We start from the raw sequence: 20,354 nt of genomic DNA on the forward strand, positions 1-20,354 counted from the left end.
CGGAGCCTTCAGCCGCGACAGGCCAGGCCGTAGCGGGTCGCTTCGCAGCCGCGCTTGAGGCAGGCGGTGGCGTGGTAGCCCGCCGCGCGGCACATGCGCAGGGTTTCCGTGAGCGGATCGTCGACCGGCGGCGGCGCCGGCGGCGGTTCGGCCACAGGAGCGGCAGGCCTGGGCCTGACCGGCACGCTGGCCCGCGCCAGCACCCGTTCGCGGGGTGGGGCCGCCTTCGGCTTCGACGCGGTCTTTTTCAACTCGGGTCGCGGGCGCTTCACCGGTGCGGCGACGACCCGGCGCTCCGGCGGCGGCTTTGCAGCCACCGGCGCTTTCGGCTGCACGGTGGGTGGAGCGGGAGGGGGCGCGGCGGCAAGGATTTCTTCAGGCTCGGCGGCCGGTGCGGGAAGCGACGCCACAGCCACCGGCTCCGACGGCAGCATGCGCAAGGGCGGCGGCTCATCCTGCACGGCTGCGGGTGCGGGCGCTGGCGGCGGCGCAGCGATGGCGGGCGGCGCCGCCGCCGGCGTATGGTCGGCCACCACCGCCAGCGTCGACTGCACCTCGGTCTCGCGATACATCCACACGCCGGCGCCGGCCACGGCAAAGGCAGAAACCACGGCGGCCGTCCAACCCAGCACCTTGCGGCCCCAGCGCTCGGTCCAGGGCGCCGGTTCGGGCGGCAGCGGCCTGGCCCAGTCCGGCTGCGGGCTGGAGAACGAGGCCATCGCGGGGTCGATGCGCGGCCGCGCGGGGGCTTCGGGCGCGGGTGTGGGTTGTGGTGGAGGCGGCGGTGTCGGTGTCGGTGTCGGTGTCGGTGGCGACAATGCCGCGGCGTCGCGGCTGCGCCACACGCCCGCACGCTGGCGGGCGGCCGGCTGTGGAGCCGGGGCGATTGGCGCGGGGGCGGCAGCCGGGGCGCGGCGTAGCAGCCGTCGCGGCACGCTGGACTGGCTGTCGCCGAAATCTTCCAACAACTGATTCTTCATGGGCGGGCCTGCTTTGGAACAAGCCGAGTGTAGCCGAATCGCCGCGAACCTGCCTCCGCACGCCATGCTGCGGTGCGGCAGACACGCCACAACCCGGGTTCAAGCCTTGGCCGGGCGGTGCGTGACGACGCGGTAGAGGTACCAGGCCAGCAGGATGCCGAAGATGCCTTTCGAGATCGGGTCGATGTATTTCCCCACCTGCTCATAATTGCTTTCGAGCAGGTAACCGGCCCCGGTCAGCACGCCGGTCCAGGCCAGCGAACCGATACTCGAATACAGCAGGAACTGCCCGAGCGACATGCAGGCCAGGCCGGCGGGTACCGAAATCAGGGTGCGGATGGCGGGAATCAGGCGTCCGAACAGCACCACCGAGCGGCCATGCCTGTCGAAGGCGGCAATCGCCTTGTCGATGTCTTCGGAAGTGACGGTCATCCAGCGCGCGTGGCGATCGGCAAACTTCTTGAGGCGTTCCTTGCCGTAGACGCGCGCGCCGTAATACCAGGGCAAGGCGCCCGCAATCGAACCGGCAGTGCCGGCCGCCAGCACACCCACCACGTTGAGGTCGCCACGGGCGGCAACGAAGCCGGCAAAGGGCATGATGAGCTCGGACGGGATGGGCGGAAAAATGTTTTCCACTGCCATCAGGACAAAGACGCCCAGGTAGCCGCTGGTCTGGAGGAATTCGGTAATGAACTCGAACATGATTGGTCGCCACTCAAAACAGTCAGCCTGGACCTTATCATGTTGTCAAAAATACTTGCGCCCGCCTGCGCGTCCGGTACCATGCCGGATTAATTGCAAGCATTCTTACAGGAAAAAGGACCGCAATTGCTGAAGCTCAGCCTGGATGCCCTCGAAATCGTCGAAACCATCGCCCGCAAGGGTTCCTTCGCAGGCGCCGCGAAGGAATTGTTCCGCGTCCCTTCCACCATCTCATATACGGTCTCCAAGCTGGAAGACGACCTGGGCGTGCGCCTGTTCGACCGCTTCGGCCCCAAGGTGGCCTTGACGGCGGCCGGCAAGGAATTGCTGAAGGAGGGGCGTTTCCTGCTGCGCGCGGCCGGCGACCTGGAGTCGCGCGTGCGCCGCGTGGCGTCCGGCTGGGAAACGGAACTGGCGATCGGCATGGATTCGATGCTCGCACCGAGCGCCCTGGAAGACGACATCGCCGCTTTCTACGACGTGGCCGACCAGACCCGGCTGCGCATCGTGCGCGAGGTGTTGTCCGGCACCTGGGATGCGCTGCTGGACCGTCGGGTCGACCTGCTGGTGGGTGCGGCCGGCGAAGGCCCGTCGGGCGGCGGCTACACGGCCGAGCCGATCGGCAAGAGCAGCTTCGTGTTCGCGGTCGCCCCACACCATCCGCTGGCCGCGATCGACCGTGCGCTCGACAAGGCCGACCTGCTCGACTACCGGGCAGTGGCCGTGTCGGACTCGGCGCGCCAGCTGGGCCCGCGCACCGTCGGCCTGCTGTTCGGCCAGGACATGCTGGCGGTGCCGGACATGGAAACCAAGTACTCCTTCCAGCTCAGGGGAATCGGTTTCGGCTTCCTGCCCGAAGCCTGGGCCAGGCCCGCGATCGCGGCCGGCCTGCTGGTCGAGAAGCAGGTGGTCGAGCCCAAGCCGGACGAGACCTTCTATCTGGCCTGGCGCAGCGGCGAGGAAGGCGCCGCCCTGTCGTGGTGGCTCAAGCGACTGCGCGATCACCCGCCGTTCGCGGGGATGATCGCACGGCACTGTCACGAGGCTGAACGGGCACAGGCTGAGGGAGTGCGGGCGGGCTAGCGCGCTTCGGTCTCGATGCGGATGCTGCCGCTGAGCGTCTTGTGCACCGGGCACTTGTTGGCGATCTCGGTCAGGCGCTGGCGCTCCTCCTGGCCGAGACCACCCACGTACTCGATGTGGCGCCGGAAGGCGTATCCGCCTTCCTCCTGCCGATGCTCGATGCGCACCCGCACGTCGTCCAGCGCCATGCCCTTGCGCCGGGCATACATGGTGACGGTCAGCGTGGTGCAGGCCGCCAGCGCGGCGGCCAGCAGGTCGTGCGGTTCCGGCCCGCTGTCCTCGCCGCCGAAAGCTTCCGGCGCGTCGCTCAGCAGCTGGTGCCGGCCGACGGTGATTACCTGCTGCAGCTTGCCGCTGCCCTTCTGTGCGCGCACTTCCATGGCATTCCCCTTGTCGTCAATACTTACTGTGGCAGGTCGAACACCAGGATCTCGGCCGCTTCGGCGCCCTCCAGGCGCACTGCGTCCTCGTCGGTGACCTTCAGCGCGTCGCCGCCGTGCAGCTGCACGCCGTTAGCGCTGGCACGGCCGCGGATCACGTGCACATAGGCCTGGCGCCCTGCCGCAAGCGGGTGGCTCAGCGCGTCGCCGCCATTCATGATGGTGGCGTAGATCGACCCATCCTGGCGCATCGACACCGAACCCTCGCGGCCGTCGTTTGAGGCGATCAGGCGCAGCCGGCCCTGCTTGGAAGCGGTGTCGAAGTGCTTTTCCTCGTAGCCCGGCGGCTCGTTCGTGGTGTTCGGCTCGATCCAGATCTGCAGGAAGTGCACGCCCTCTTCCTTCGAGTGGTTGTACTCGCTGTGCACCACGCCGCTGCCGGCGCTCATGCGCTGGACATCGCCGTAGCGCAGCACCGAGCCGTTGCCCATGCTGTCCTTGTGCTCCAGCGCGCCTTCCAGCACATAGGAAATGATTTCCATGTTGCGGTGGCCGTGCGACTCGAAGCCGCGGCCCGGCGCCACGTGGTCTTCATTGATGACGCGCAGCGGACCGAAGCCCATGTGCTTCAAGTCATAGTAGTGGCCAAACGAGAAGCTGTGCTGGGATTTCAGCCAGCCAAAGCTGGCGGCGCCGCGTTCATTGCTTTTACGTACGTTCAACATGGTGTTCTCCTTGTGTCTGGTTGATCATCGACCGCTTCGATCCTCGGGTTCTCTCCCGTGCCGCTGTTCGTTCGATGCGATGGTCATTATGCGCGCCACACTCGGAATTGAAAAACGAGTAATTTACCGCCAATTAATCGAAATTTTCGATGATGCTCCTTGAGACCACCGCCCGTGCTCCCCGTGGCGCCGCCCTGTGGTCTAATCTTCGCATCACCCGATGGAGAAAACGATGCAGCAAGCCCCCGACCCGACCCAGCTCGACGAAGAGACGCTGGCCTTCGTCCGTTCCGTGTTCCAACACGCACGCACCGGCGAGACAGGGACGCTGGCCACGCTGCTGGGGCAAGGACTCCCGCCGAACCTGCGCAACGAACGCGGCGACAGCCTGCTGATGCTGGCCTGCTATCACGGCCATGCCGAGACCGCACGCGTGCTGCTCGAACATGGAGCCGATCCGGAACTGATGAACGACGCCGGCCAGACGCCGCTTGCGGGCGCCGCCTTCAAGGGCGACCTGCTTGTTGCGACGCTGCTGCTGGAGCATGGCGCCAGCGTGGACACCGCCGGGCCGAACGGCAAGCAGGCCCTGATGTTCGCGGCCATGTTCAACCGGCTCGACATCGCCCGCCTGCTGCTGGACCGCGGGGCCGATCCTGCCGCGCGCGATGCCGACGGCGTCTCGGCCATGGAGGCGGCACGGCGCATGGGCGCGGCCGACACCGCGGCACTGCTGGCGTCCCTGGGTTGACCCGGCAGTTCGTTTGCCTGCAGCAAGATTGCAAACTGTCTCTGGTTCTGGCGTAATACATCCAAGCAAAGAGATCGGACAACCCAGGATGGAACGACCCCGTATTCCGCTCGACGAAGCCCAGCGCCTCGCTGCCCTGCACGCCACCCGACTGCTCGGCAGCGCGCCGGAAGAAACCTTCGACCGCATCACCCGTACCGCCGCACGCCTGCTCGGCGTGCCGATCGCCCTGGTCTCCCTGATCGACAAGGACCGCCAGTGGTTCAAGTCGCGCACCGGACTCGACGCCTGCGAAACACCACGCGACGTGTCCTTCTGCGGGCACGCCATCCTGGCCGACGAGCCCATGGTGGTCCCTGACGCCGCCCAGGACGCGCGCTTCGTCGACAATCCCCTTGTCACCGGCTCGCCCCACCTGCGCTTCTACGCCGGGGTGCAGCTGTATTCGGTAGACCGCAAGAAGATCGGCACCCTGTGCGTGATTGACCGTGAGCCGCGCGAACTGAGCCCGGGCGACCTGGATGCGCTGCGCGACCTGGCGCGGATGGTCGAGCAGCTGGTCTACCACCGCCAGCTGGCGATGGCGGCGCAGTCCCTCAGCGAGCGGCTGGCGGACGAGACCTCCCCTGGCAAGGGCGCCCCGTCCGGCGAACTGGCCTGGCTGGTGGCGCACGACCTGCTTACCGGCCTGCCCAACCGCCAGGCCCTGCTGCGCGCCATCCAGCACAGCATCGCCGCCTGGCGCGAGGACGGCACGCCGGCCCTGATCGCCTGCATCAACGTCGACCGCTTCAAGCGCTTCAACGAAACGCTCGGCCACCGCGCCGGCGACGAGATCCTGGTGGCGCTGGCCACCAGCCTGCAAGCGCTGCTGCGCGAAGGGGACATGCTGGCGCGCGCCGGCAGCGACGAATTCCTGGTGCTGCTGCATGCACGTGGCGAGCACCCCGAGCCGGAACGGGCGCTGGAGCGCATCAGCGCCGCCGCCAACCGCGCGGTGCCGATCCCGGGCGGCGAGATCGCCCTCACCTGCAGCATCGGGACCACCCTGCTGCCGCAGGATGGCGAGGATGCCGACGCCCTGCTCAACAACGCGGTCACCGCCATGCGTCACGCCAAGGCCCAGGGACGCGGCGCTATTCAGCGCTTCACGCCTGACCTGCGCACCGAGCATGGCCGCCGCCTGACCCTCGAGAGCCACCTGCGGCGCGCGATCGCCCAGGACGAACTGTTCGTGCAGTACCAGCCCAAGGTCGACCTGAGGAGCGGCACCCTGGCCGGTTTCGAGGCCCTGGTACGCTGGCGCCATCCGGAATACGGGGTGATCCCGCCGGACGAATTCATCCCGATCGCCGAAGAAAGCGGCATGATCGTGCCGATCGGCGAATGGGTGCTGCGCACCGCCGTGGCCCAGCTGGCCGCCTGGCGTGCGGAGGGTCTGCCGCTGGCGCCGGTGGCGGTCAACCTGTCGGCGCGCCAGTTCCTGCAGAGCGACGTGATCGCCATGGTGGGCGACCAGCTGGCGCAGTCGGGGCTCGCCCCGGAACTGCTGGAACTGGAGCTGACCGAGAGCGTGTCGATGGCCGACCCGGAACGCAGCGTGGTGGTGATGCAAGGCCTCGGCGAGCTCGGCGTCATGCTCAGCATCGACGACTTCGGCACCGGCTACTCCAGCTTCGGCTACCTGCGCCGCCTGCCGCTCGACAAGCTCAAGATCGACAAGTCCTTCGTGCAGGACATGGCGTCCAGCGCCGAATCCTCGGCCATCGTGCAGGCGATCGTGGCGATGGCGCACCGGCTGCAGCTGGCCGTGATCGCCGAGGGTGTCGAGACCGCCGAACAGGTGGCGGCGCTGCGCAAGGCCGAGTGCGACCAGATCCAGGGCTACTACTATTCCAGGCCGCTGGCGGTCGAGGACTGCGCCGCATTCATCCGGCGCTACGCGGCCGAACCGGTGGGCGGCTGAGAACCCGTCCCGCCGGGCCGGCTTGTCGATATAATCCTTTGCTTGTGACAAACAAGCGAAGGATGACGATGAAAGCACTGCCCCTTTTCCTGCTCCTGCTGGCCGGCTCCGCATGCGCCAGCGATGCCGATGTGCTGAAGTGCCGCGCGCTCGCCGACACCGGTGCGCGCCTGGCCTGCTACGACGCGATTCCCGTCGGCGCGAAGCCTGCAGTGGCCACTGCCGCCCCTGCACCTGTTGCTGCGCCCATGCGCAACAAAGAAGAAAGCTTCGGCATGGAAGCGAAGAAGCAGCGCGAGGAAGAGCCGAAGTCGATCACCAGCACCATCGCCGGCGAATTCCAGGGCTGGGGCCCTGGGGCGCAGATCCGCCTCGCCAACGGCCAGGTCTGGCGCGTCATCGACGGCAGCGAAGCCGTGCTGCCACGCACGCGCGACCCGAAGGTCACCATCGAGCGCAACATGTTCGGGACCCTGTTCCTCAAGGTCGAAGGGACGAACAGCTCGGCGAAGGTACGCCGGGTCCAGTAAGGGGGCGCACCATGTAGCGCGCCTGGCCCGGGTAGGTCGCCAGCGCATCGGCACAGGCGCTGTTCGCGGGCCGGTAGCCGAGCGTTGTCCAGAAGCCTGCGGTGTCCTGCACCGAAACCAGCGCCGACGCCGACAACCCTTGTGCCCGCGCCAGGAGGTACGCGACCAATCGCCGCGCCAGGCCGCGGCCATGTACGCGCGGGGCTACTGCCAGGTCGTGCAGGTAAAGCGTGTCCGCATCCGCTGCGGGCGCGAACTCCGCGCCGAGCGGCGTCACCATCCCGAGCGTGCTCGGATAGGCGAACAGGTAGGCACACACCCCGCGGTCATCTTCAGCCACGATGCAGGTGTCGCCTGCCACCCGCATCCGCTTCCGAAGCACATCGCTCGCCTCCTGCATCGAAGGCGGATAGCAGGCCGCCTGCACCAGCACTACAGCTGCGTGGTCGTCGGGTTGCATCGGGCGGATTGTAAATGCTGGCATTGGCAGGTCTTTGCGAGTGGGCCGGCATGGTAGCACGGCCGCGCTTTCGTCCCTCGTCACCTCCCTTTCGTCGTCTGTCGCCTTTCAGTTCCGCCGACGCCTCCCAGTTTGTACACTGGCTCCATTGCCTTATAGTATTGAACAAAGGAGAACATCATGTGGCGCAAGCTGGTCAATTGGTATGACGCGCTCGAGAACGAACAGATTGCTGTCCTGGAGCGTCCGGAACTGGCGGAACTGGCGGCTCCGGGCTTTCGACGCTGGAACGCCAGGAAACTGGCGGCCCTGCCGCCGATCGAACGCGCGCGGGTGCGCGAGTTTTGCCTCACCTACCGCGGTCGCCGGCTGCACAAGGCGCTGGCGAAATGGGCCGCCTTTTTCACGCTGGCTGGTGTGCTGCTACACCTGGTCCGGGGCGCACCGGGGTTATTGGAAGCGACCCTGCTGGCCAACCTGATAGGCTTCGGCCTGCTCCCCGCGGTGCTCACGCTGTGGTACGCGCCGAGCGAGATCATGAAGACGAAACGCACGGTTCTGATCGGTGCCACGGGCGGCGCCCTGATCGGCGCCTTTGGCGCGTTCGCAGCGCTCATGCTGGCCAAAGGGCGTCCTGTGGACGCGATCTTTCCGCGGCTACAGGAACTGGCCATCGGCGCCGTCGTGGCGGGGCTGGCACTTTGGCTGCCGATGCTGCTGGTGAGCGCCTACCGGCGCCGCCACTACGTTGAACAGGCCGCGCGGCTGCAGCGCGAGGCCGAGCGCGAAAAGCTGGCGCGCGAACTGAGCGAGGCGCAGTTGCGCATGCTGCGCGCCCAGATCGAACCACACTTCCTGTTCAATACCCTCGGTGCGGTGCAGCAACTCTCGGCCGACGGCGCCCCGCGCGCCGCCGCGCTGACAGCCGACTTGATCGCCTTCCTGCGCGCGAGCTTCAGCGACATGCGCGCCGAAACGGTAAGCCTGGCGAGTGAATTTACCACCGTCGCTTCCTACCTGCGCGTGATGCAGGCACGCATGGGAGCGCGCCTGCGCTTCGAACTGTCGCTGCCCGACGCCCTGGCGCGGACCGCGGTGCCGAGCATGATCGTCCTGACCTTGGTCGAGAACGCAATCAAGCACGGAATCGAGCCTTCGCTGCATGGCGGCGAGATCCACTTAGCCGCGATGGGCGACGGCGACAGCATCCGCATCCGCGTGCACGACAGCGGTGTCGGCATGAGTGACACCCCGGGCAATGGGGCGGGCCTGGACAACGTGCGCCGGCGCCTGCAGCTGGCCTACGGCGACACAGCAGGCCTGGCGCTGCTCGATGCCGATCCCGGCCTGGTTGCCGAGATCACCATTCCGGCCACGGTCGAGGTGGCGGCGTGACCCGGGTCCTGATCGCCGAAGACGAGCCGCTGATGCGCGAGCGCCTCGCCGGCCTGCTCGCAACCAGCTGGCCCGAGGCCGAGGTGGTGGCGCTGGCCGAAAACGGCAACGACGCCTGGGACGGATTCCTCGAGCACGAACCCGAGGTCGTGTTCCTGGACATCCGCATGCCAGGCCTGTCCGGCCTGGAAGTGGCCGAACGCATCGGCGACAGCGCCCACGTGGTGTTCGTCACGGCCTATGACCAGTACGCGGTCGACGCCTTCGATGCCGGCGCCGTCGACTACCTGCTCAAGCCGGTGCAGGCCGACCGGATGGAGCGCGCCGTGTCGCGCATCCGCGCGAAACTGAGCAAGCCGCCGGCCGACCTGGGCGACCTGCTGCGCCACCTGAAAACCGCCCTGCCCGGCGCCCCGGCAGAGAAGATGAAGTGGATCAAGGCCACCGTCGGCAAGCAGATCCGCCTGATCGACGTCGAAGAAGTGCTGTTCTTCCAGTCCGATACCAAGTACACCCGCGTGGTGCTGACCGACTCGGAAGCCTTGGTGCGCATCCCCCTGAAGGACCTGCTGGGCGGCCTCGACCGCGACCGCTTCTGGCAGATCCACCGCGGCACCCTGGTCAACGTCGGCGCCATCGCGGCGGTGGAGCGGATCGATGCCGAACGCATGCAGGTGCTGCTGCGCGGCTGCGAGGAGAAGCTGCCGGTGAGCCGGACTTTTACCCACCTGTTCCGCGACTGAGTCACCCTGCAGTCCCCGAAGGCGCGCGATTCCGTCAATTCCGGACTTGTAAAATTGCCTCTGTTATATAATTCACACGGGAGTCCGATCCTCCAGGTGCGTCGGCCTTCTTTCCACAATCAAGGGGGCCGCATTGGCGACAGGGAGCAGCAAGGAAGAACGGGACCGTCTGCCGCATGACGATGCGCACAGCCGTGGCCAGAGCGAAGGCGTGCCCAGCGCCGGCACGCTCGAAGGCAGCGCCTTCAATCCGCTCGGCGACCCCGGCATCCGCCACTGGCAGGCGAGCCAGATCTCGCGTCCCGGCTTCGAAGAGCGCGGCAACATTTTCTTTGCCGCGATCGAGATGACGCGCATGCCGATGGTGGTGACCGACCCGAACCAGCCGGACAACCCGATCGCCTTCGTCAACCGCGCCTTTCTCGACCTCACCGGCTACGAGGAGCGCGACGTCCTGGGCCGCAACTGCCGCTTCCTGCAGGGCGAGCAGACCGACCCGCATACCATCGACGAGATCCGCGCCGCCCTCGCCGAGCAGCGCGCGGTGGCGGTCGATGTCCTCAACTACAAGGCCGACGGCCGGCCGTTCTGGAACGGCCTGTTCATCGGCCCCGTGTTCGACGACCATGGCAAGCTGCTGTACTACTTCGCCTCGCAGATGGACATCACGCGCCGGCGTGTCTCCGAGCAGTCCTACCTGCAGGCGCAGAAGATGGAAGCCATCGGCCAGCTCACCGCCGGCCTGGCCCACGACTTCAACAACCTGCTGCAGGTCGTCGCCGGCAACCTCGAACTGGCCGCCACCAACCTGGACGACCGCGTCACGGTCGGACAAGCGATCGACCGCGCGCGCCAGGCCAGCGACCGGGCCGGCAAGCTCACCCAGCAGCTGCTCACCTTCGCGCGCAAGCAGCGCCTGGAGCCGAAGCGCCTCAACCTGAACTCGCTGGTAGTCGAGTTCAGCGAAATGCTGGTGCGCACCCTGGGCGACAAGGTCGACCTGCACCTCGACCTGAAACCCGGCCTGCCGTCCTGCACGCTCGATCCGACCCACATGGAGATGGCGCTGCTCAACGTCCTGATCAACGCGCGCGACGCCATGCCGGACGGCGGCAAGGTCACCGTCGCCACCTCGACCATGGACGACCCCGAGCGGCTCGAGCGCCTGCGCCTGGCGCCCGGGCGCTACGTGGTGCTGTGCGTGATCGACGAAGGCGAAGGCATGTCGCCGGAAGTAGCGGCGCGTGCGACCGAGCCCTTCTTCACCACCAAGGGCCCCGGCACCGGCCTGGGCCTGGCGATGGTGCACGGCTTCGTGCAGCAGTCGCACGGTCGCCTCGAGATCGACAGCGCGCCGCAGCGCGGCACCATCATCCGCATGGTGTTCCCGCAGGCCGCCAAGTCGGGCATGGAAATCATGGGCGAGCGCGCCGGCAGCGGCGCAAAATGGACGCCCGAGGCGATCCTGGGCAAGCGCACCGTGCTGGTGGTCGACGACAGCGAGGAAGTGCGCGAGCTGGCCGAGACCCACCTGCGTGCCAGCGGCTACCGCGTGCTGGGCGCCCCGAGCGGCGAAGCCGCGCTTGAGATGATGGACCGCTACGGCAGCATCGACTTGCTGTTCACCGACATCATCATGCCGGGCGGGATGAACGGCCTGCGCCTGGCCGAACTGGTGCGCGAACGCCAGCCCGAGGTACCGGTGCTGCTCGCCACCGGATACATCGATGCGCTGCCCGCTTCCAAGGGCGAGGCCAGCGCCTTCCCGATCATGACCAAGCCCTACCGCCTGAACGAACTGGCCGAGCGCATCCGCCAGGCGCTGAAGGTCGAGAAACGGACCCAATCCGCGGTCGACCCGGCCGACGGTTTCACCCACGAGGGCTGAAGACGATGGCGCATATCCTGCTGGTCGACGACGAAGAGGCCATTACCTACGTCTTCAAGCGCTACCTGGAGCGGGCCGGTCACCAGGTGACGGCGGCCGTCGATCCGGTCGAGGCGCTGACGATCGGCCTGGCAGGCGGGATCGACCTGCTGGTCACCGATTTCCGCATGCCCGGCATGACCGGCGCCAGCCTGATCGGCCGGCTGCGCGAACATACGCCGCAGCTGCCGGCCCTGATCGTGACCGCCTACGGCGCCGAGGTCGGGGTGACTGCCGCCGACATCCGTGTCCTCAACAAGCCGCTGCCGCCCCAGGACCTGGTCGACGCCGTGGCCAGCGCCCTGCGGCCGGGCGGCGCGTCCTGAGCGGCAAATCGTGCGCTCCTTGACGACAGCATCCGCATCGGCGATGCTAGCAAAATGACAAGGTCTGCACCGTCCACAAGGCTTGCACGGCGGCGCCAACGGCATGCGGCTACCCGTCGCGGCGCCGCGGCGTCACCGGCAACAGCGCAGGCACCCACCCGCCACGAACGCACCGACAGGACAGAAGCATGACGCCGAACGAAAACGCCAGGGCCCCCAACGCCCCGATCGAATACATCCTCAACGCCAGCTGCCGCGCCGGTATCGGCATCGTGGCCGCCGTTGCGACCTTCCTCGCGGAGCGCGACTGCTACATCTGCGCCCTCGAGCAGTTCGACGACGATTCCACCGAGCGCTTCTACATGCGCGCCGTGTTCCGCCTGCAGGCCGGCTCTCCCACCATCGAGAACATCCGCGAGCAGTTCGGCGAAGGCTGCGGCGCCCGACTGCAGATGCAGTGGAAGATCCACGACCCTTCGGACGCGGTGAAGACTGTGATCATGGTGTCGAAAGACGACCACTGCCTCGACGACCTGTTGTACCGCCGCCGCAACGGCGAACTGAACATGTCGCTTACGGCGGTGGTGTCGAACCATCTCGACCTGCGCCCAATGGTCGAGCGCGAAGGCATCCGCTTCATCTTCCTGCCCGTCACAAGAGAAAACAAGGCGCAGCAGGAAGCGCGGCTGCTGGAAGTGGTCGAGGAAACCGGCGCCGAGCTGGTGATCCTGGCGCGCTACATGCAGATCCTGTCGGACGAGCTGGCGCGCCGCCTGGCCGGGCGCTGCATCAACATCCACCACTCCTTCCTGCCCGGCTTCAAGGGCGCCAAGCCCTATCACCAGGCCTTCGACCGCGGCGTCAAGCTGATCGGCGCCACCGCGCACTACGTCACGCCCGACCTGGACGAAGGTCCGATCATCGAGCAGATGGTCACGCGCGTGGACCACAACTTCCGGCCCGAGCAGCTGGTGCGCGTGGGGCGCGACAACGAATGCATGGCGCTGGCCGCGGCGGTCAAGTTTCATATCGAGCGCCGCGTCTTCCTGCACGGGAACAAGACCATCGTCTTCCGCGGGCCCTGAGCGCCGTCAGCGCGCTGCGTCCTCTTCCATCCGCTGCTGCAGCAGCCACAGGCGCGCATACGCGCCCTTGCGGCGCAGCAGTTCCCCGTGCGTGCCCTGCTCCACGATGCGTCCCCGGTCCATCACCACGATCGTGTCGGCATTGACGATGGTGGACAGGCGGTGCGCGATTACCAGGGTCGTGCGGTGCTGCGACAGCCGGTCCAGCTCCTGCGTGATGGCGTGCTCCGAGTCGACGTCGAGGGCCGAAGTGGCTTCGTCGAAAATCAGGATCGGCGGATCCTTCAGCACGGCGCGTGCGATCGCGATGCGCTGTTTTTCGCCACCCGACAGGTTGACGCCGCGCTCGCCCACCGGCGCGTCGTAGCCGCCGGGCAGCGCCTCGATCACCTCGTGCAGGTGGGCCGCGCGGCAGGCCGCCACGACCTCCTCCAAGGTGCTGCCGCTGCGGCCATAGGCGATGTTGCTGCCGATCGTGTCGTTGAACAGGGCCGTATCCTGCGGCACCACGCCAATCGCCTGGCGCACGCTGGCGGCGCTGCACAGGCGGATATCCTGGCCGTCCACCAGGATGCGGCCATTGGCCGGGTCGTAGTAGCGCAGCAGCAGGCGCGCCAGCGTCGACTTGCCGGAGCCGCTGCGTCCCACCACCGCCAGCGTGGTGCCCGGAGCGATGCGCAGGCTGACGTCGACCAGCACCGGGCGCGCCGCCTCGTAATGAAAGCTGACGTGCTCGAACACGATCTCGCCGGGGCCGGGCTGCAGCGCCGGGCTGCCTGGCGGATCGTCGATCTCGGGCCGCTCGCGCAGCAGTTCGAACAGGCGCTCGGCATTGACCCAGGCGTCGCGCGCCTCGCGGTAGGTGAAGCCGAGGGCGTTCAGTGGCAGGCAGACCTGCAACGCATAGGCATTGATCAAGACCAGGTCGCCCACGCTCATCTGGCGCGCCAGCACCGCCTGCCCGGCCAGCACCATGATCGCCGCCACCCCCAGCGCGATGATGGCGCTCTGCCCCACGTGGAGGGTGAACAGGGCGCGCTGGTTGGCCGCGCCGGCATCGACCCAGTCGCCCATGATGGCGGCGAAACGCCGGGCCTCGCGCGCCTCGCCGCCGAAGTACTTGACCGTGTCGTAGTTGATCAGGCTGTCGGCCAGCCGCCCCTTGGCGGTGGAATCGAGCTTGTTGACGCGGCGCTGGTAGAACACGCGGCGCGCGGTGAACACCAGCGTGAAGCCGGCATACACCAGGAAGGTGACCAGGATGATGCCGGCGAATCCCGCCGCGTAGCGGTTGAGCATGATGGCCAGCACCAGGCCGATCTCGACCAGAGTCGGCACGATGGTGAACAGGCCCACCCCGAGCAGGAAGGCGATGCCGCCCGTGCCGCGGTCGATGTCGGGCAGCAGGCTGCCCAGCTTGCGCCGGGCGTGAAAGCGCGGCCCCAGCGCATGCAGGTGCGAGAAGGTCTTCTGGGCGTATGCCGACACTGCGGCCAGGGTGACGCGCACGAACAGCAGGTCGCGCCACTCGTTGAACAGGGTGGACGAGAAGCGCAGCAGCGCATAGCCGACCAGCAGGTAGAGCGGCAGGCTGGCCGGCAGCGAGGCCGTCGACAAGGCATCGATGATCCGCTTGAGCAGCAGCGGCACCGCGACCGTCGCGAGCTTGGCCACCAGCAGCAGCGCGACCGCCGCCGCGATGCGCCAGCGGTGGCGCCGCAGCACTTCCCACAGCTCGGCGCTGATGCGGCCGCTACGCTCCCCTTCCTTCATCCCGCCCCTCCCTGAGTCAGGATGTTGGACCAGCCTTTGCTGCCCACCGTTCACCGGGACCACCGTCCGGTATCGCAATCCGATACCGCAGCGTCAGTACCGCGCTACTTCGTGCGTTTTTCTTGCAAGCATCACATCGGGTGGCGATCATGCCAACACTTCAACGAAGGAGCACACCATGAAACGGATCATCTTCGCTACCCTGCTCGGCCTCGCCTGCGCCGCCACCCAGGCGGCGGGCCACGCCGGCCAGTCGGGCCAGTCGGCCGTGTCGAACGCCAGCGCCAACCTGTCGGGCGTGGTGGTCGGCGGTTCCATCCTGGCCGTTGCCGCTACCGGCAGCGTGGTCGTGGCCAGCGTCAAGACCGTCGGCGACGGCCTGGAAGTGGTACTGGAAAACGCGGCGGACGCCAGCCGGGCCACCGTGCGCCTGTCGGGCAAGGCCGCCGGCGGCCTTTCCGTGGCGGTCGGCAGCACGCTGGAAGTGGTCACCGCCTCGACTGGCTACGTGCTGGTCGCCTCGGGCAAGGCGCTCGCCTTCATCCCGAACGAAGCAGGCAAAGCCCTGCTGCACCATGCGAGGGCAAGCTGATGCGCCCGCTGCTTGCCGCGGCCCTGCTCGGCGCACTGGCTGCGACTGTCCCGGCGCACGCGGGCCAGCCCTGCGAAGAACGTCCTCTCGCGCCGCACGAGGTGGTACTGTCGATGGACCTGGCCCAGCGCACCGTGCAGGCCCTGGAGGCCAGCGGCGCCCAGGTTGCGCTGGTCTCGCGCGCCGGCCAGGACCTCAGCAAGTATCGCCTGCGCTACTCGCACATGGGCATCGTGGTGCGCGACCATCCGGCGGGGCGCTGGATCGTCGTGCACGAACTGAACGACTGCGGCAGCGCCAGTTCGGCGCTGTACAACGAGGGCATGGGCAACTTCTTCCTCACCGACCTGTACCGCTTCGAGGCGCAACTGGTGATTCCGGGCCCGGAGATGGGGGCGAAGCTGGCCAAACTGGTGGCGACCCGCACCCCGGTGCGCCTGCACGAGCCGAACTACAACATGCTGTCCTACGTGTACTCGACCAGGTACCAGAACTCGAACCAGTGGGTGCTGGAGAACCTCGCCGCCGCTTTCGCTCCCGCTGGCCAGGTAGAGACCCGTCTTGAAGCCCAGAAATGGCTGCGCTCGATCGGCTTCCAGCCGCCCACCGTCGAGGTGCCGGCGGCGGTGCGCCTGGGCGCGCGCATGTTCCGCGCCAATGTCGCCTTCGACGACCACCCGTTCGAGCGCCGCATGGCGGGGCAAATCGACACCGTCACCACCGACGCCGTGGTGCGGATGCTCCGCATGGTGGACCCGCAGGCGAAGACCCTGACTGTGGATTGAACCGCCGAGGCCGCGATGGTACGTGTGTGAACTAACCGAACAGGATCGGGTGGACGGTTAAGGTAGTGGCTTCGCTCAAGGATATTACGAAGGGACGGCCATGGAACTGCACCAACACCCGATCCGGCTGCGCATCAACGGGGAGGACCGCGAGTATTCGGTCGAACCCTGGGTGACGCTGCTCGACCTCCTGCGCGAACGCGCAGACCTCACCGGCACCAAGAAGGGCTGCGACCATGGCCAGTGCGGCGCATGTACCGTCCTGCTGGACGGCAAACGCATCAATTCCTGCCTGTCGCTGGCGGTGATGCACGACGGCAAGGAGCTGACCACGGTCGAGGGCCTGGCTGACGGCGACACCCTGCATCCGCTGCAGCAGGCCTTCATCGATTGCGACGCCTTCCAGTGCGGTTACTGCACCCCCGGCCAGCTGTGTTCCGCCGCCGGCCTGATCGCCGAAGGCCAGGCCAGGAGCGTCGACGACGTGCGCGAGCTCATGAGCGGCAACGTGTGCCGCTGCGGCGCCTACCCACAGATCACCGAAGCGGTGATGCAGGTGATGGGCATCCAGGGCAAGCCTGGCGAAGGCGAAAAGCCGTTCACGACCGGTCCGGTGCTCGCATGAATCCGTTCACCTTTACCCAGGCCAGCGACGTGGACGCCGCGCTGGCCCGCCTGGCGTCAGGCGCGCGTCCCATCGCGGGCGGCACCAACCTGCTCGATTTGATGAAGGAAGGTGTCATGCGCCCAGGCGAGCTGGTCGACATCAACGGCCTCGGCCTTGACACGGTCGAAGAAGCGAACGGCGGGCTGCGCCTGGGCGCCCTCGCCCGCAACGCCGACACCGCCTATCACCCGCTGGTACGCGAGCGCTATCCGCTGCTGAGCGCCGCAATCCTGGCCGGCGCCTCGCCCCAGCTGCGCAACATGGCCACCAACGGCGGCAACCTGCTGCAGCGCACCCGCTGCTATTACTTCTACGACGTCGGCACGCCCTGCAACAAGCGCGAACCGGGCACCGGCTGCCCCGCAAAGGACGGCCTGAACCGCCTGCACGCCATCCTCGGCACCAGCGAACACTGCATCGCAACCCACCCGTCGGACATGTGCGTGGCCCTGCGCGCCCTCGACGCCGTGGTGCACGTGCGCTCGCAGCGCGGCGAGCGCGACATCCCCTTCGCCGACTTCCACCGGCTGCCGGGCGACCGGCCCGAGCTGGACAATACGCTGGAGCCGGGTGAACTGGTCACCCACATCACGCTGCCGGACGCCGCCCGCTTCAGGGCGCATTCCGCCTACATCAAGGTGCGTGAGCGCCTGTCCTATGCGTTTGCCCTGGTGTCGGTGGCGGCGGCACTCGACGTCCAGGGCGGCACCATCCGCGCCGCCCGCATCGCCCTCGGCGGCGTCGCCCACAAGCCCTGGCGCGTCGAAGAGGCGGAGGAAGCCCTGGTGGGCAAGACGCCGGGACTGGAAACCTTTGGAGCTGCGGCCGACATCGTGCTGCGCGGCGCGAAAGGCCATGGCCAGAACGACTTCAAGCTGACGCTGGCCCGCAATACCATCGAACAGGCATTGACGACCGCCGCGCGCGGCACCGAGTACGCCAAGGGAGAACAACGATGACCGACCTGATTCCAGAACTGCGCACCCCGACCGCGCCCGAAGGCACCGGCCGCGTGCGCAGCGGCATGCCGGTCTCCCGCGTCGACGGCTACGCCAAGGTGACCGGCCAGGCGAAATACGCCGCCGAGCACGAGGCGCCCGACCTGCGCTACGGCGTGGTGGTGAGTGGCACCGCGGCGCGCGGGCGCATTAGCGCCATCGACACCCGCGCCGCGCTCAGCGTCCCCGGCGTGGTGGAGGTGCTCACCCACCTGAACCGCCCCAAGGTCCGCTCCTGGGACCTGGCCTACAAGGACATGACCGCGCCTGCCGGCTCGCCCTTCCGCCCGCTGTTCAGCGACCGCATCTTCTACAGCGGCCAGCCGGTCGCCCTGGTGGTGGCCGAGACCTTCGAGGCTGCGCGCCATGCGGCCCAGCTGGTGGACGTCAGCTACGAGGAAGAGGAGCACGAAACGAACCTGCTGGAGAGCCTGGATCAGGCCTACAAGCCGCGTCCGCTGAAGGCCGGCTTCACGCCTCCCAGCTCCACCGGCAACGCCGACAAGGCGTATGAACAGGCCGAGGTCAAGATCGAATCGCAGTTCTATCACGGCGTCGAGCACCACAACCCGATGGAGATGCATGCCACCACCGTGGTGTATGGCGAGGACGGCCACCTGACCATCTACGACAAGACCCAGAGCTCGCAGAACAACCGCTGGTACGTGTCGCGCGCCTTTGGTTTGAAGAAGGAAAAGGTCACGGTGCGCAACCCCTACGTGGGCGGCGCCTTCGGCTCCGGGCTGCGTCCGCAGTACCAGCTGCCCCTTGCCGTGATGGCGGCGCTGAAGCTGAAATGCTCGGTGCGCGTGGTGCTCACGCGCCAGCAGATGTTCAGCTTCGGCCACCGGCCCGAGACCTGGCAGCAGGTCAAGCTGGCCGCCAATCAGGATGGCAAGCTGCAGGCCATCGTGCACGAGGCCATCCACGAGACCTCGCGCCTCGAGGATTACGTCGAAGTGGTCGTCAACTGGTCGGGGCAGCTCTACGCCTGCGACAACATCAAGCTCGGCTACAAGCTGGTGGCGCACGACCGCCACTCGCCGATCGACATGCGCGCCCCCGGCGCCGCCCACGGCATGCATGCGCTGGAAGTGGCGATGGACGAACTGGCCTACAAGTTGCGGATGGACCCGCTGGAGTTCCGGCGCCTGAACTATGCCGACCGCAATCCGCTCGAGGACAAGCCCTATTCGACCAAGGAACTGAGCCAGTGCTACGACAAGGGCGCCGCCCGCTTCGGCTGGAAGGACCGCCCGATCGAGCCGCGTTCGATGCGCGACGGCGACGAACTGGTCGGCTGGGGCATGGCCACCGGCATGTGGGATTCGCTGGTGATGCTGGCGCGCGTGAGCGCCGTGTTCCATGCGGACGGGCGCCTGGTGGTAAGCAGCGCGGCGTCCGACATCGGCACCGGCACCTACACGGTGATGTCGATGATCGCGGCCGAGAGCCTGGGCCTGCCGCTGGAGCGCGTCACCTTCCAGCTGGGCGACTCGACCCTGCCTTTCGCACCGGTCGAAGGTGGTTCTTCGCACGTCTCGACGGTGGGCAGCGGCGTGCACAGCGCCTGCGACAAGCTCAAGAAGAGCCTGATCAAACTGGCCAAGAAGATGCCCGGCTCGCAGCTGGCCAAGGCGCGGCCACAAGACCTGGAGTTCGCCGACGGTACCGTGCGCCTGCGCAACCGGCCGGAAACCGCGATGCAGCTGCGCGAAGTCCTGGCTTCCGCGGGCGTCGACCGGGTCGAGGAAAAATTCTTCATGAAGCCCTCGATGCTCAAGCAGCGCAAGTACACGCGCGCCGTGCACTCGGCAATATTCTGCGAAGTGCGGGTCAACGAGAAGCTGGGCATCGTACGCGTCACGCGCGTGGTCAATGCGGTGGCGGCCGGCCGCATCATCAGCGCCAAGACCGCGGCCAGCCAGGTGATTGGCGGCGTGGTCTGGGGTATCAGCCAGGCGCTGCATGAGGAGAGCTTCACGGACCACCGCTTCGGGCGCTTCATGAACCACAACTACGCCGAGTACCACGTGGCGGTGAATGCGGACGTCCACAACATCGAGGTGATCTTCGCCGACGAGGACGACCGCATCGTCAGCGAACAGCTCGGCGCCAAGGGTGTGGGCGAGATCGGCCTGGTGTCGGTGTCGGCGGCGATTAGCAATGCGATCTTCCACGCCACCGGACGACGCCTGCGCAGCACGCCGATCACGCCGGACAAGATCCTGCTGGGGGATCTGGAGATTCCGGTGCAGGACCCGCCGCAGGTCAGTTAGGAGAGTGTTGGCCGCGAGACCGTCGCACCGGCGAAGGCCGGTGCCTATGTTCGTCGTACCCCGGAAACATTCAAAACTTGCAGCGACCCATTGCATCCCTGCCCGCAAATCTTGTGACTAAAACTCTTCGTCAGATGTGAAGTCCTGCTCCAAGAGACCTTTTTCTTTTAAACGCTCTTCCAGTTTGTCGATACGAGAGTAGGAAAT

At 67.3% G+C, this 20,354-nt stretch carries 20 protein-coding genes; 14 read left to right on the forward strand and 6 right to left on the reverse strand.

Features of this window, described 5'->3' with window-relative positions:
- Positions 1-8: 8 nt before the first annotated feature.
- Together LK539_RS18095 and LK539_RS18100 are read right to left on the reverse strand one after the other, a co-directional pair.
- Complete coding sequence (locus tag LK539_RS18095; RefSeq protein ID WP_227802455.1) at positions 9-719, reverse strand: hypothetical protein; 711 nt, start codon at positions 717-719, stop codon at positions 9-11.
- Positions 720-1,079: 360 nt separating this feature from the next.
- On the reverse strand, positions 1,080-1,682 hold the full coding sequence (locus LK539_RS18100) for a DedA family protein (RefSeq protein ID WP_227802456.1): 603 nt from the start codon (positions 1,680-1,682) through the stop codon (positions 1,080-1,082).
- Positions 1,683-1,808: 126 nt separating this feature from the next.
- On the opposite strand from LK539_RS18100, the gene LK539_RS18105 reads away from it, so the two are divergent.
- Positions 1,809-2,765 carry a LysR family transcriptional regulator gene (locus LK539_RS18105; RefSeq protein ID WP_227802457.1) on the forward strand — a complete coding sequence of 319 codons (957 nt, stop codon included), beginning with the start codon at positions 1,809-1,811 and terminating at the stop codon, positions 2,763-2,765.
- Here LK539_RS18105 and LK539_RS18110 read toward each other — a convergent pair.
- Complete coding sequence (locus LK539_RS18110; RefSeq protein ID WP_227802458.1) at positions 2,762-3,145, reverse strand: OsmC family protein; 384 nt, start codon at positions 3,143-3,145, stop codon at positions 2,762-2,764. The genes LK539_RS18105 and LK539_RS18110 overlap by 4 nt on opposite strands.
- Before the next feature lie 23 nt (positions 3,146-3,168).
- Positions 3,169-3,870 (reverse strand): pirin family protein, encoded by a 702-nt coding sequence (locus LK539_RS18115; RefSeq protein WP_227802459.1) that lies wholly within the window; start codon positions 3,868-3,870, stop codon positions 3,169-3,171.
- A 232-nt stretch (positions 3,871-4,102) separates the two neighbouring features.
- Here LK539_RS18115 and LK539_RS18120 point away from each other — a divergent pair, with 232 nt between their 5' ends.
- The 3 genes from LK539_RS18120 (at position 4,103) to LK539_RS18130 (ending at position 7,117) form a co-directional block, all read left to right on the forward strand.
- Positions 4,103-4,621, forward strand: coding sequence for an ankyrin repeat domain-containing protein (locus tag LK539_RS18120; protein WP_227802460.1), 519 nt, complete (start codon positions 4,103-4,105; stop codon positions 4,619-4,621).
- An 88-nt stretch (positions 4,622-4,709) separates the two neighbouring features.
- Positions 4,710-6,587 carry a bifunctional diguanylate cyclase/phosphodiesterase gene (locus LK539_RS18125; protein WP_227802461.1) on the forward strand — a complete coding sequence of 626 codons (1,878 nt, stop codon included), beginning with the start codon at positions 4,710-4,712 and terminating at the stop codon, positions 6,585-6,587.
- Between the two features lie 68 nt (positions 6,588-6,655).
- Complete coding sequence (locus tag LK539_RS18130) at positions 6,656-7,117, forward strand: hypothetical protein (RefSeq protein ID WP_227802462.1); 462 nt, start codon at positions 6,656-6,658, stop codon at positions 7,115-7,117.
- Here LK539_RS18130 and LK539_RS18135 read toward each other — a convergent pair.
- Positions 7,068-7,577, reverse strand: a complete 510-nt coding sequence (locus LK539_RS18135) for a GNAT family N-acetyltransferase (protein WP_227802463.1) — start codon at positions 7,575-7,577, stop codon at positions 7,068-7,070. The genes LK539_RS18130 and LK539_RS18135 overlap by 50 nt on opposite strands.
- A 180-nt stretch (positions 7,578-7,757) precedes the next feature.
- On the opposite strand from LK539_RS18135, the gene LK539_RS18140 reads away from it, so the two are divergent.
- From LK539_RS18140 to purU, 5 genes are all read left to right on the forward strand, one after another.
- Complete coding sequence (locus LK539_RS18140; protein ID WP_227802464.1) at positions 7,758-8,972, forward strand: sensor histidine kinase; 1,215 nt, start codon at positions 7,758-7,760, stop codon at positions 8,970-8,972.
- Positions 8,969-9,715 carry a response regulator gene (locus tag LK539_RS18145; RefSeq protein ID WP_227802465.1) on the forward strand — a complete coding sequence of 249 codons (747 nt, stop codon included), beginning with the start codon at positions 8,969-8,971 and terminating at the stop codon, positions 9,713-9,715. Before LK539_RS18140 ends, LK539_RS18145 begins: the two co-directional genes overlap by 4 nt.
- Positions 9,716-9,848: 133 nt before the next feature.
- Positions 9,849-11,603 carry a histidine kinase famiy protein gene (locus tag LK539_RS18150; protein ID WP_227802466.1) on the forward strand — a complete coding sequence of 585 codons (1,755 nt, stop codon included), beginning with the start codon at positions 9,849-9,851 and terminating at the stop codon, positions 11,601-11,603.
- 5 nt (positions 11,604-11,608) lie between these two features.
- Positions 11,609-11,968, forward strand: coding sequence for a response regulator (locus LK539_RS18155; RefSeq protein ID WP_227802467.1), 360 nt, complete (start codon positions 11,609-11,611; stop codon positions 11,966-11,968).
- A gap of 188 nt (positions 11,969-12,156) precedes the next feature.
- Positions 12,157-13,053 (forward strand): formyltetrahydrofolate deformylase, encoded by an 897-nt coding sequence (purU, locus tag LK539_RS18160; RefSeq protein ID WP_227802468.1) that lies wholly within the window; start codon positions 12,157-12,159, stop codon positions 13,051-13,053.
- A 6-nt stretch (positions 13,054-13,059) separates the two neighbouring features.
- On the opposite strand, the gene LK539_RS18165 is transcribed toward purU, so the two are convergent.
- Positions 13,060-14,826, reverse strand: a complete 1,767-nt coding sequence (locus tag LK539_RS18165; RefSeq protein WP_227802469.1) for an ABC transporter ATP-binding protein/permease — start codon at positions 14,824-14,826, stop codon at positions 13,060-13,062.
- A 178-nt stretch (positions 14,827-15,004) separates the two neighbouring features.
- On the opposite strand from LK539_RS18165, the gene LK539_RS18170 reads away from it, so the two are divergent.
- The 5 genes from LK539_RS18170 to LK539_RS18190 all read left to right on the forward strand — a co-directional run bounded on the left by LK539_RS18170 (position 15,005) and on the right by LK539_RS18190 (position 20,147).
- Positions 15,005-15,418 carry a hypothetical protein gene (locus tag LK539_RS18170; RefSeq protein WP_227802470.1) on the forward strand — a complete coding sequence of 138 codons (414 nt, stop codon included), beginning with the start codon at positions 15,005-15,007 and terminating at the stop codon, positions 15,416-15,418.
- Positions 15,418-16,203 carry a DUF2145 domain-containing protein gene (locus LK539_RS18175; RefSeq protein ID WP_227802471.1) on the forward strand — a complete coding sequence of 262 codons (786 nt, stop codon included), beginning with the start codon at positions 15,418-15,420 and terminating at the stop codon, positions 16,201-16,203. Before LK539_RS18170 ends, LK539_RS18175 begins: the two co-directional genes overlap by 1 nt.
- A gap of 100 nt (positions 16,204-16,303) precedes the next feature.
- On the forward strand, positions 16,304-16,828 hold the full coding sequence (locus LK539_RS18180) for a (2Fe-2S)-binding protein (protein ID WP_227802472.1): 525 nt from the start codon (positions 16,304-16,306) through the stop codon (positions 16,826-16,828).
- The gene (locus LK539_RS18185; protein ID WP_227802473.1) at positions 16,825-17,829 is read left to right on the forward strand and encodes a xanthine dehydrogenase family protein subunit M; all 1,005 of its coding nucleotides are present in this window, start codon (positions 16,825-16,827) and stop codon (positions 17,827-17,829) included. Before LK539_RS18180 ends, LK539_RS18185 begins: the two co-directional genes overlap by 4 nt.
- On the forward strand, positions 17,826-20,147 hold the full coding sequence (locus tag LK539_RS18190) for a xanthine dehydrogenase family protein molybdopterin-binding subunit (protein WP_227802474.1): 2,322 nt from the start codon (positions 17,826-17,828) through the stop codon (positions 20,145-20,147). Before LK539_RS18185 ends, LK539_RS18190 begins: the two co-directional genes overlap by 4 nt.
- The last annotated feature ends 207 nt before the right edge of the window (positions 20,148-20,354 follow it).

Source organism: Massilia sp. IC2-476 (genome assembly GCF_020707295.1).
Taxonomy (GTDB): domain Bacteria; phylum Pseudomonadota; class Gammaproteobacteria; order Burkholderiales; family Burkholderiaceae_D; genus Telluria.

Bases quoted from the DNA above. Each gene is read 5' to 3' on its own strand.
- LK539_RS18095 (WP_227802455.1), bottom strand. From the start codon at position 719: ATGGCCTCGTTCTCCAGCCCGCAGCCGGACTGGGCCAGGCCGCTGCCG.
- LK539_RS18100 (WP_227802456.1), bottom strand. From the start codon at position 1,682: ATGTTCGAGTTCATTACCGAATTCCTCCAGACCAGCGGCTACCTGGGC.
- LK539_RS18110 (WP_227802458.1), bottom strand. From the start codon at position 3,145: ATGGAAGTGCGCGCACAGAAGGGCAGCGGCAAGCTGCAGCAGGTAATC.
- LK539_RS18115 (WP_227802459.1), bottom strand. From the start codon at position 3,870: ATGTTGAACGTACGTAAAAGCAATGAACGCGGCGCCGCCAGCTTTGGC.
- LK539_RS18120 (WP_227802460.1), top strand. From the start codon at position 4,103: ATGCAGCAAGCCCCCGACCCGACCCAGCTCGACGAAGAGACGCTGGCC.
- LK539_RS18125 (WP_227802461.1), top strand. From the start codon at position 4,710: ATGGAACGACCCCGTATTCCGCTCGACGAAGCCCAGCGCCTCGCTGCC.
- LK539_RS18130 (WP_227802462.1), top strand. From the start codon at position 6,656: ATGAAAGCACTGCCCCTTTTCCTGCTCCTGCTGGCCGGCTCCGCATGC.
- LK539_RS18135 (WP_227802463.1), bottom strand. From the start codon at position 7,577: ATGCAACCCGACGACCACGCAGCTGTAGTGCTGGTGCAGGCGGCCTGC.
- LK539_RS18140 (WP_227802464.1), top strand. From the start codon at position 7,758: ATGTGGCGCAAGCTGGTCAATTGGTATGACGCGCTCGAGAACGAACAG.
- LK539_RS18155 (WP_227802467.1), top strand. From the start codon at position 11,609: ATGGCGCATATCCTGCTGGTCGACGACGAAGAGGCCATTACCTACGTC.
- purU (WP_227802468.1), top strand. From the start codon at position 12,157: ATGACGCCGAACGAAAACGCCAGGGCCCCCAACGCCCCGATCGAATAC.
- LK539_RS18165 (WP_227802469.1), bottom strand. From the start codon at position 14,826: ATGAAGGAAGGGGAGCGTAGCGGCCGCATCAGCGCCGAGCTGTGGGAA.
- LK539_RS18170 (WP_227802470.1), top strand. From the start codon at position 15,005: ATGAAACGGATCATCTTCGCTACCCTGCTCGGCCTCGCCTGCGCCGCC.
- LK539_RS18175 (WP_227802471.1), top strand. From the start codon at position 15,418: ATGCGCCCGCTGCTTGCCGCGGCCCTGCTCGGCGCACTGGCTGCGACT.
- LK539_RS18180 (WP_227802472.1), top strand. From the start codon at position 16,304: ATGGAACTGCACCAACACCCGATCCGGCTGCGCATCAACGGGGAGGAC.
- LK539_RS18185 (WP_227802473.1), top strand. From the start codon at position 16,825: ATGAATCCGTTCACCTTTACCCAGGCCAGCGACGTGGACGCCGCGCTG.
- LK539_RS18190 (WP_227802474.1), top strand. From the start codon at position 17,826: ATGACCGACCTGATTCCAGAACTGCGCACCCCGACCGCGCCCGAAGGC.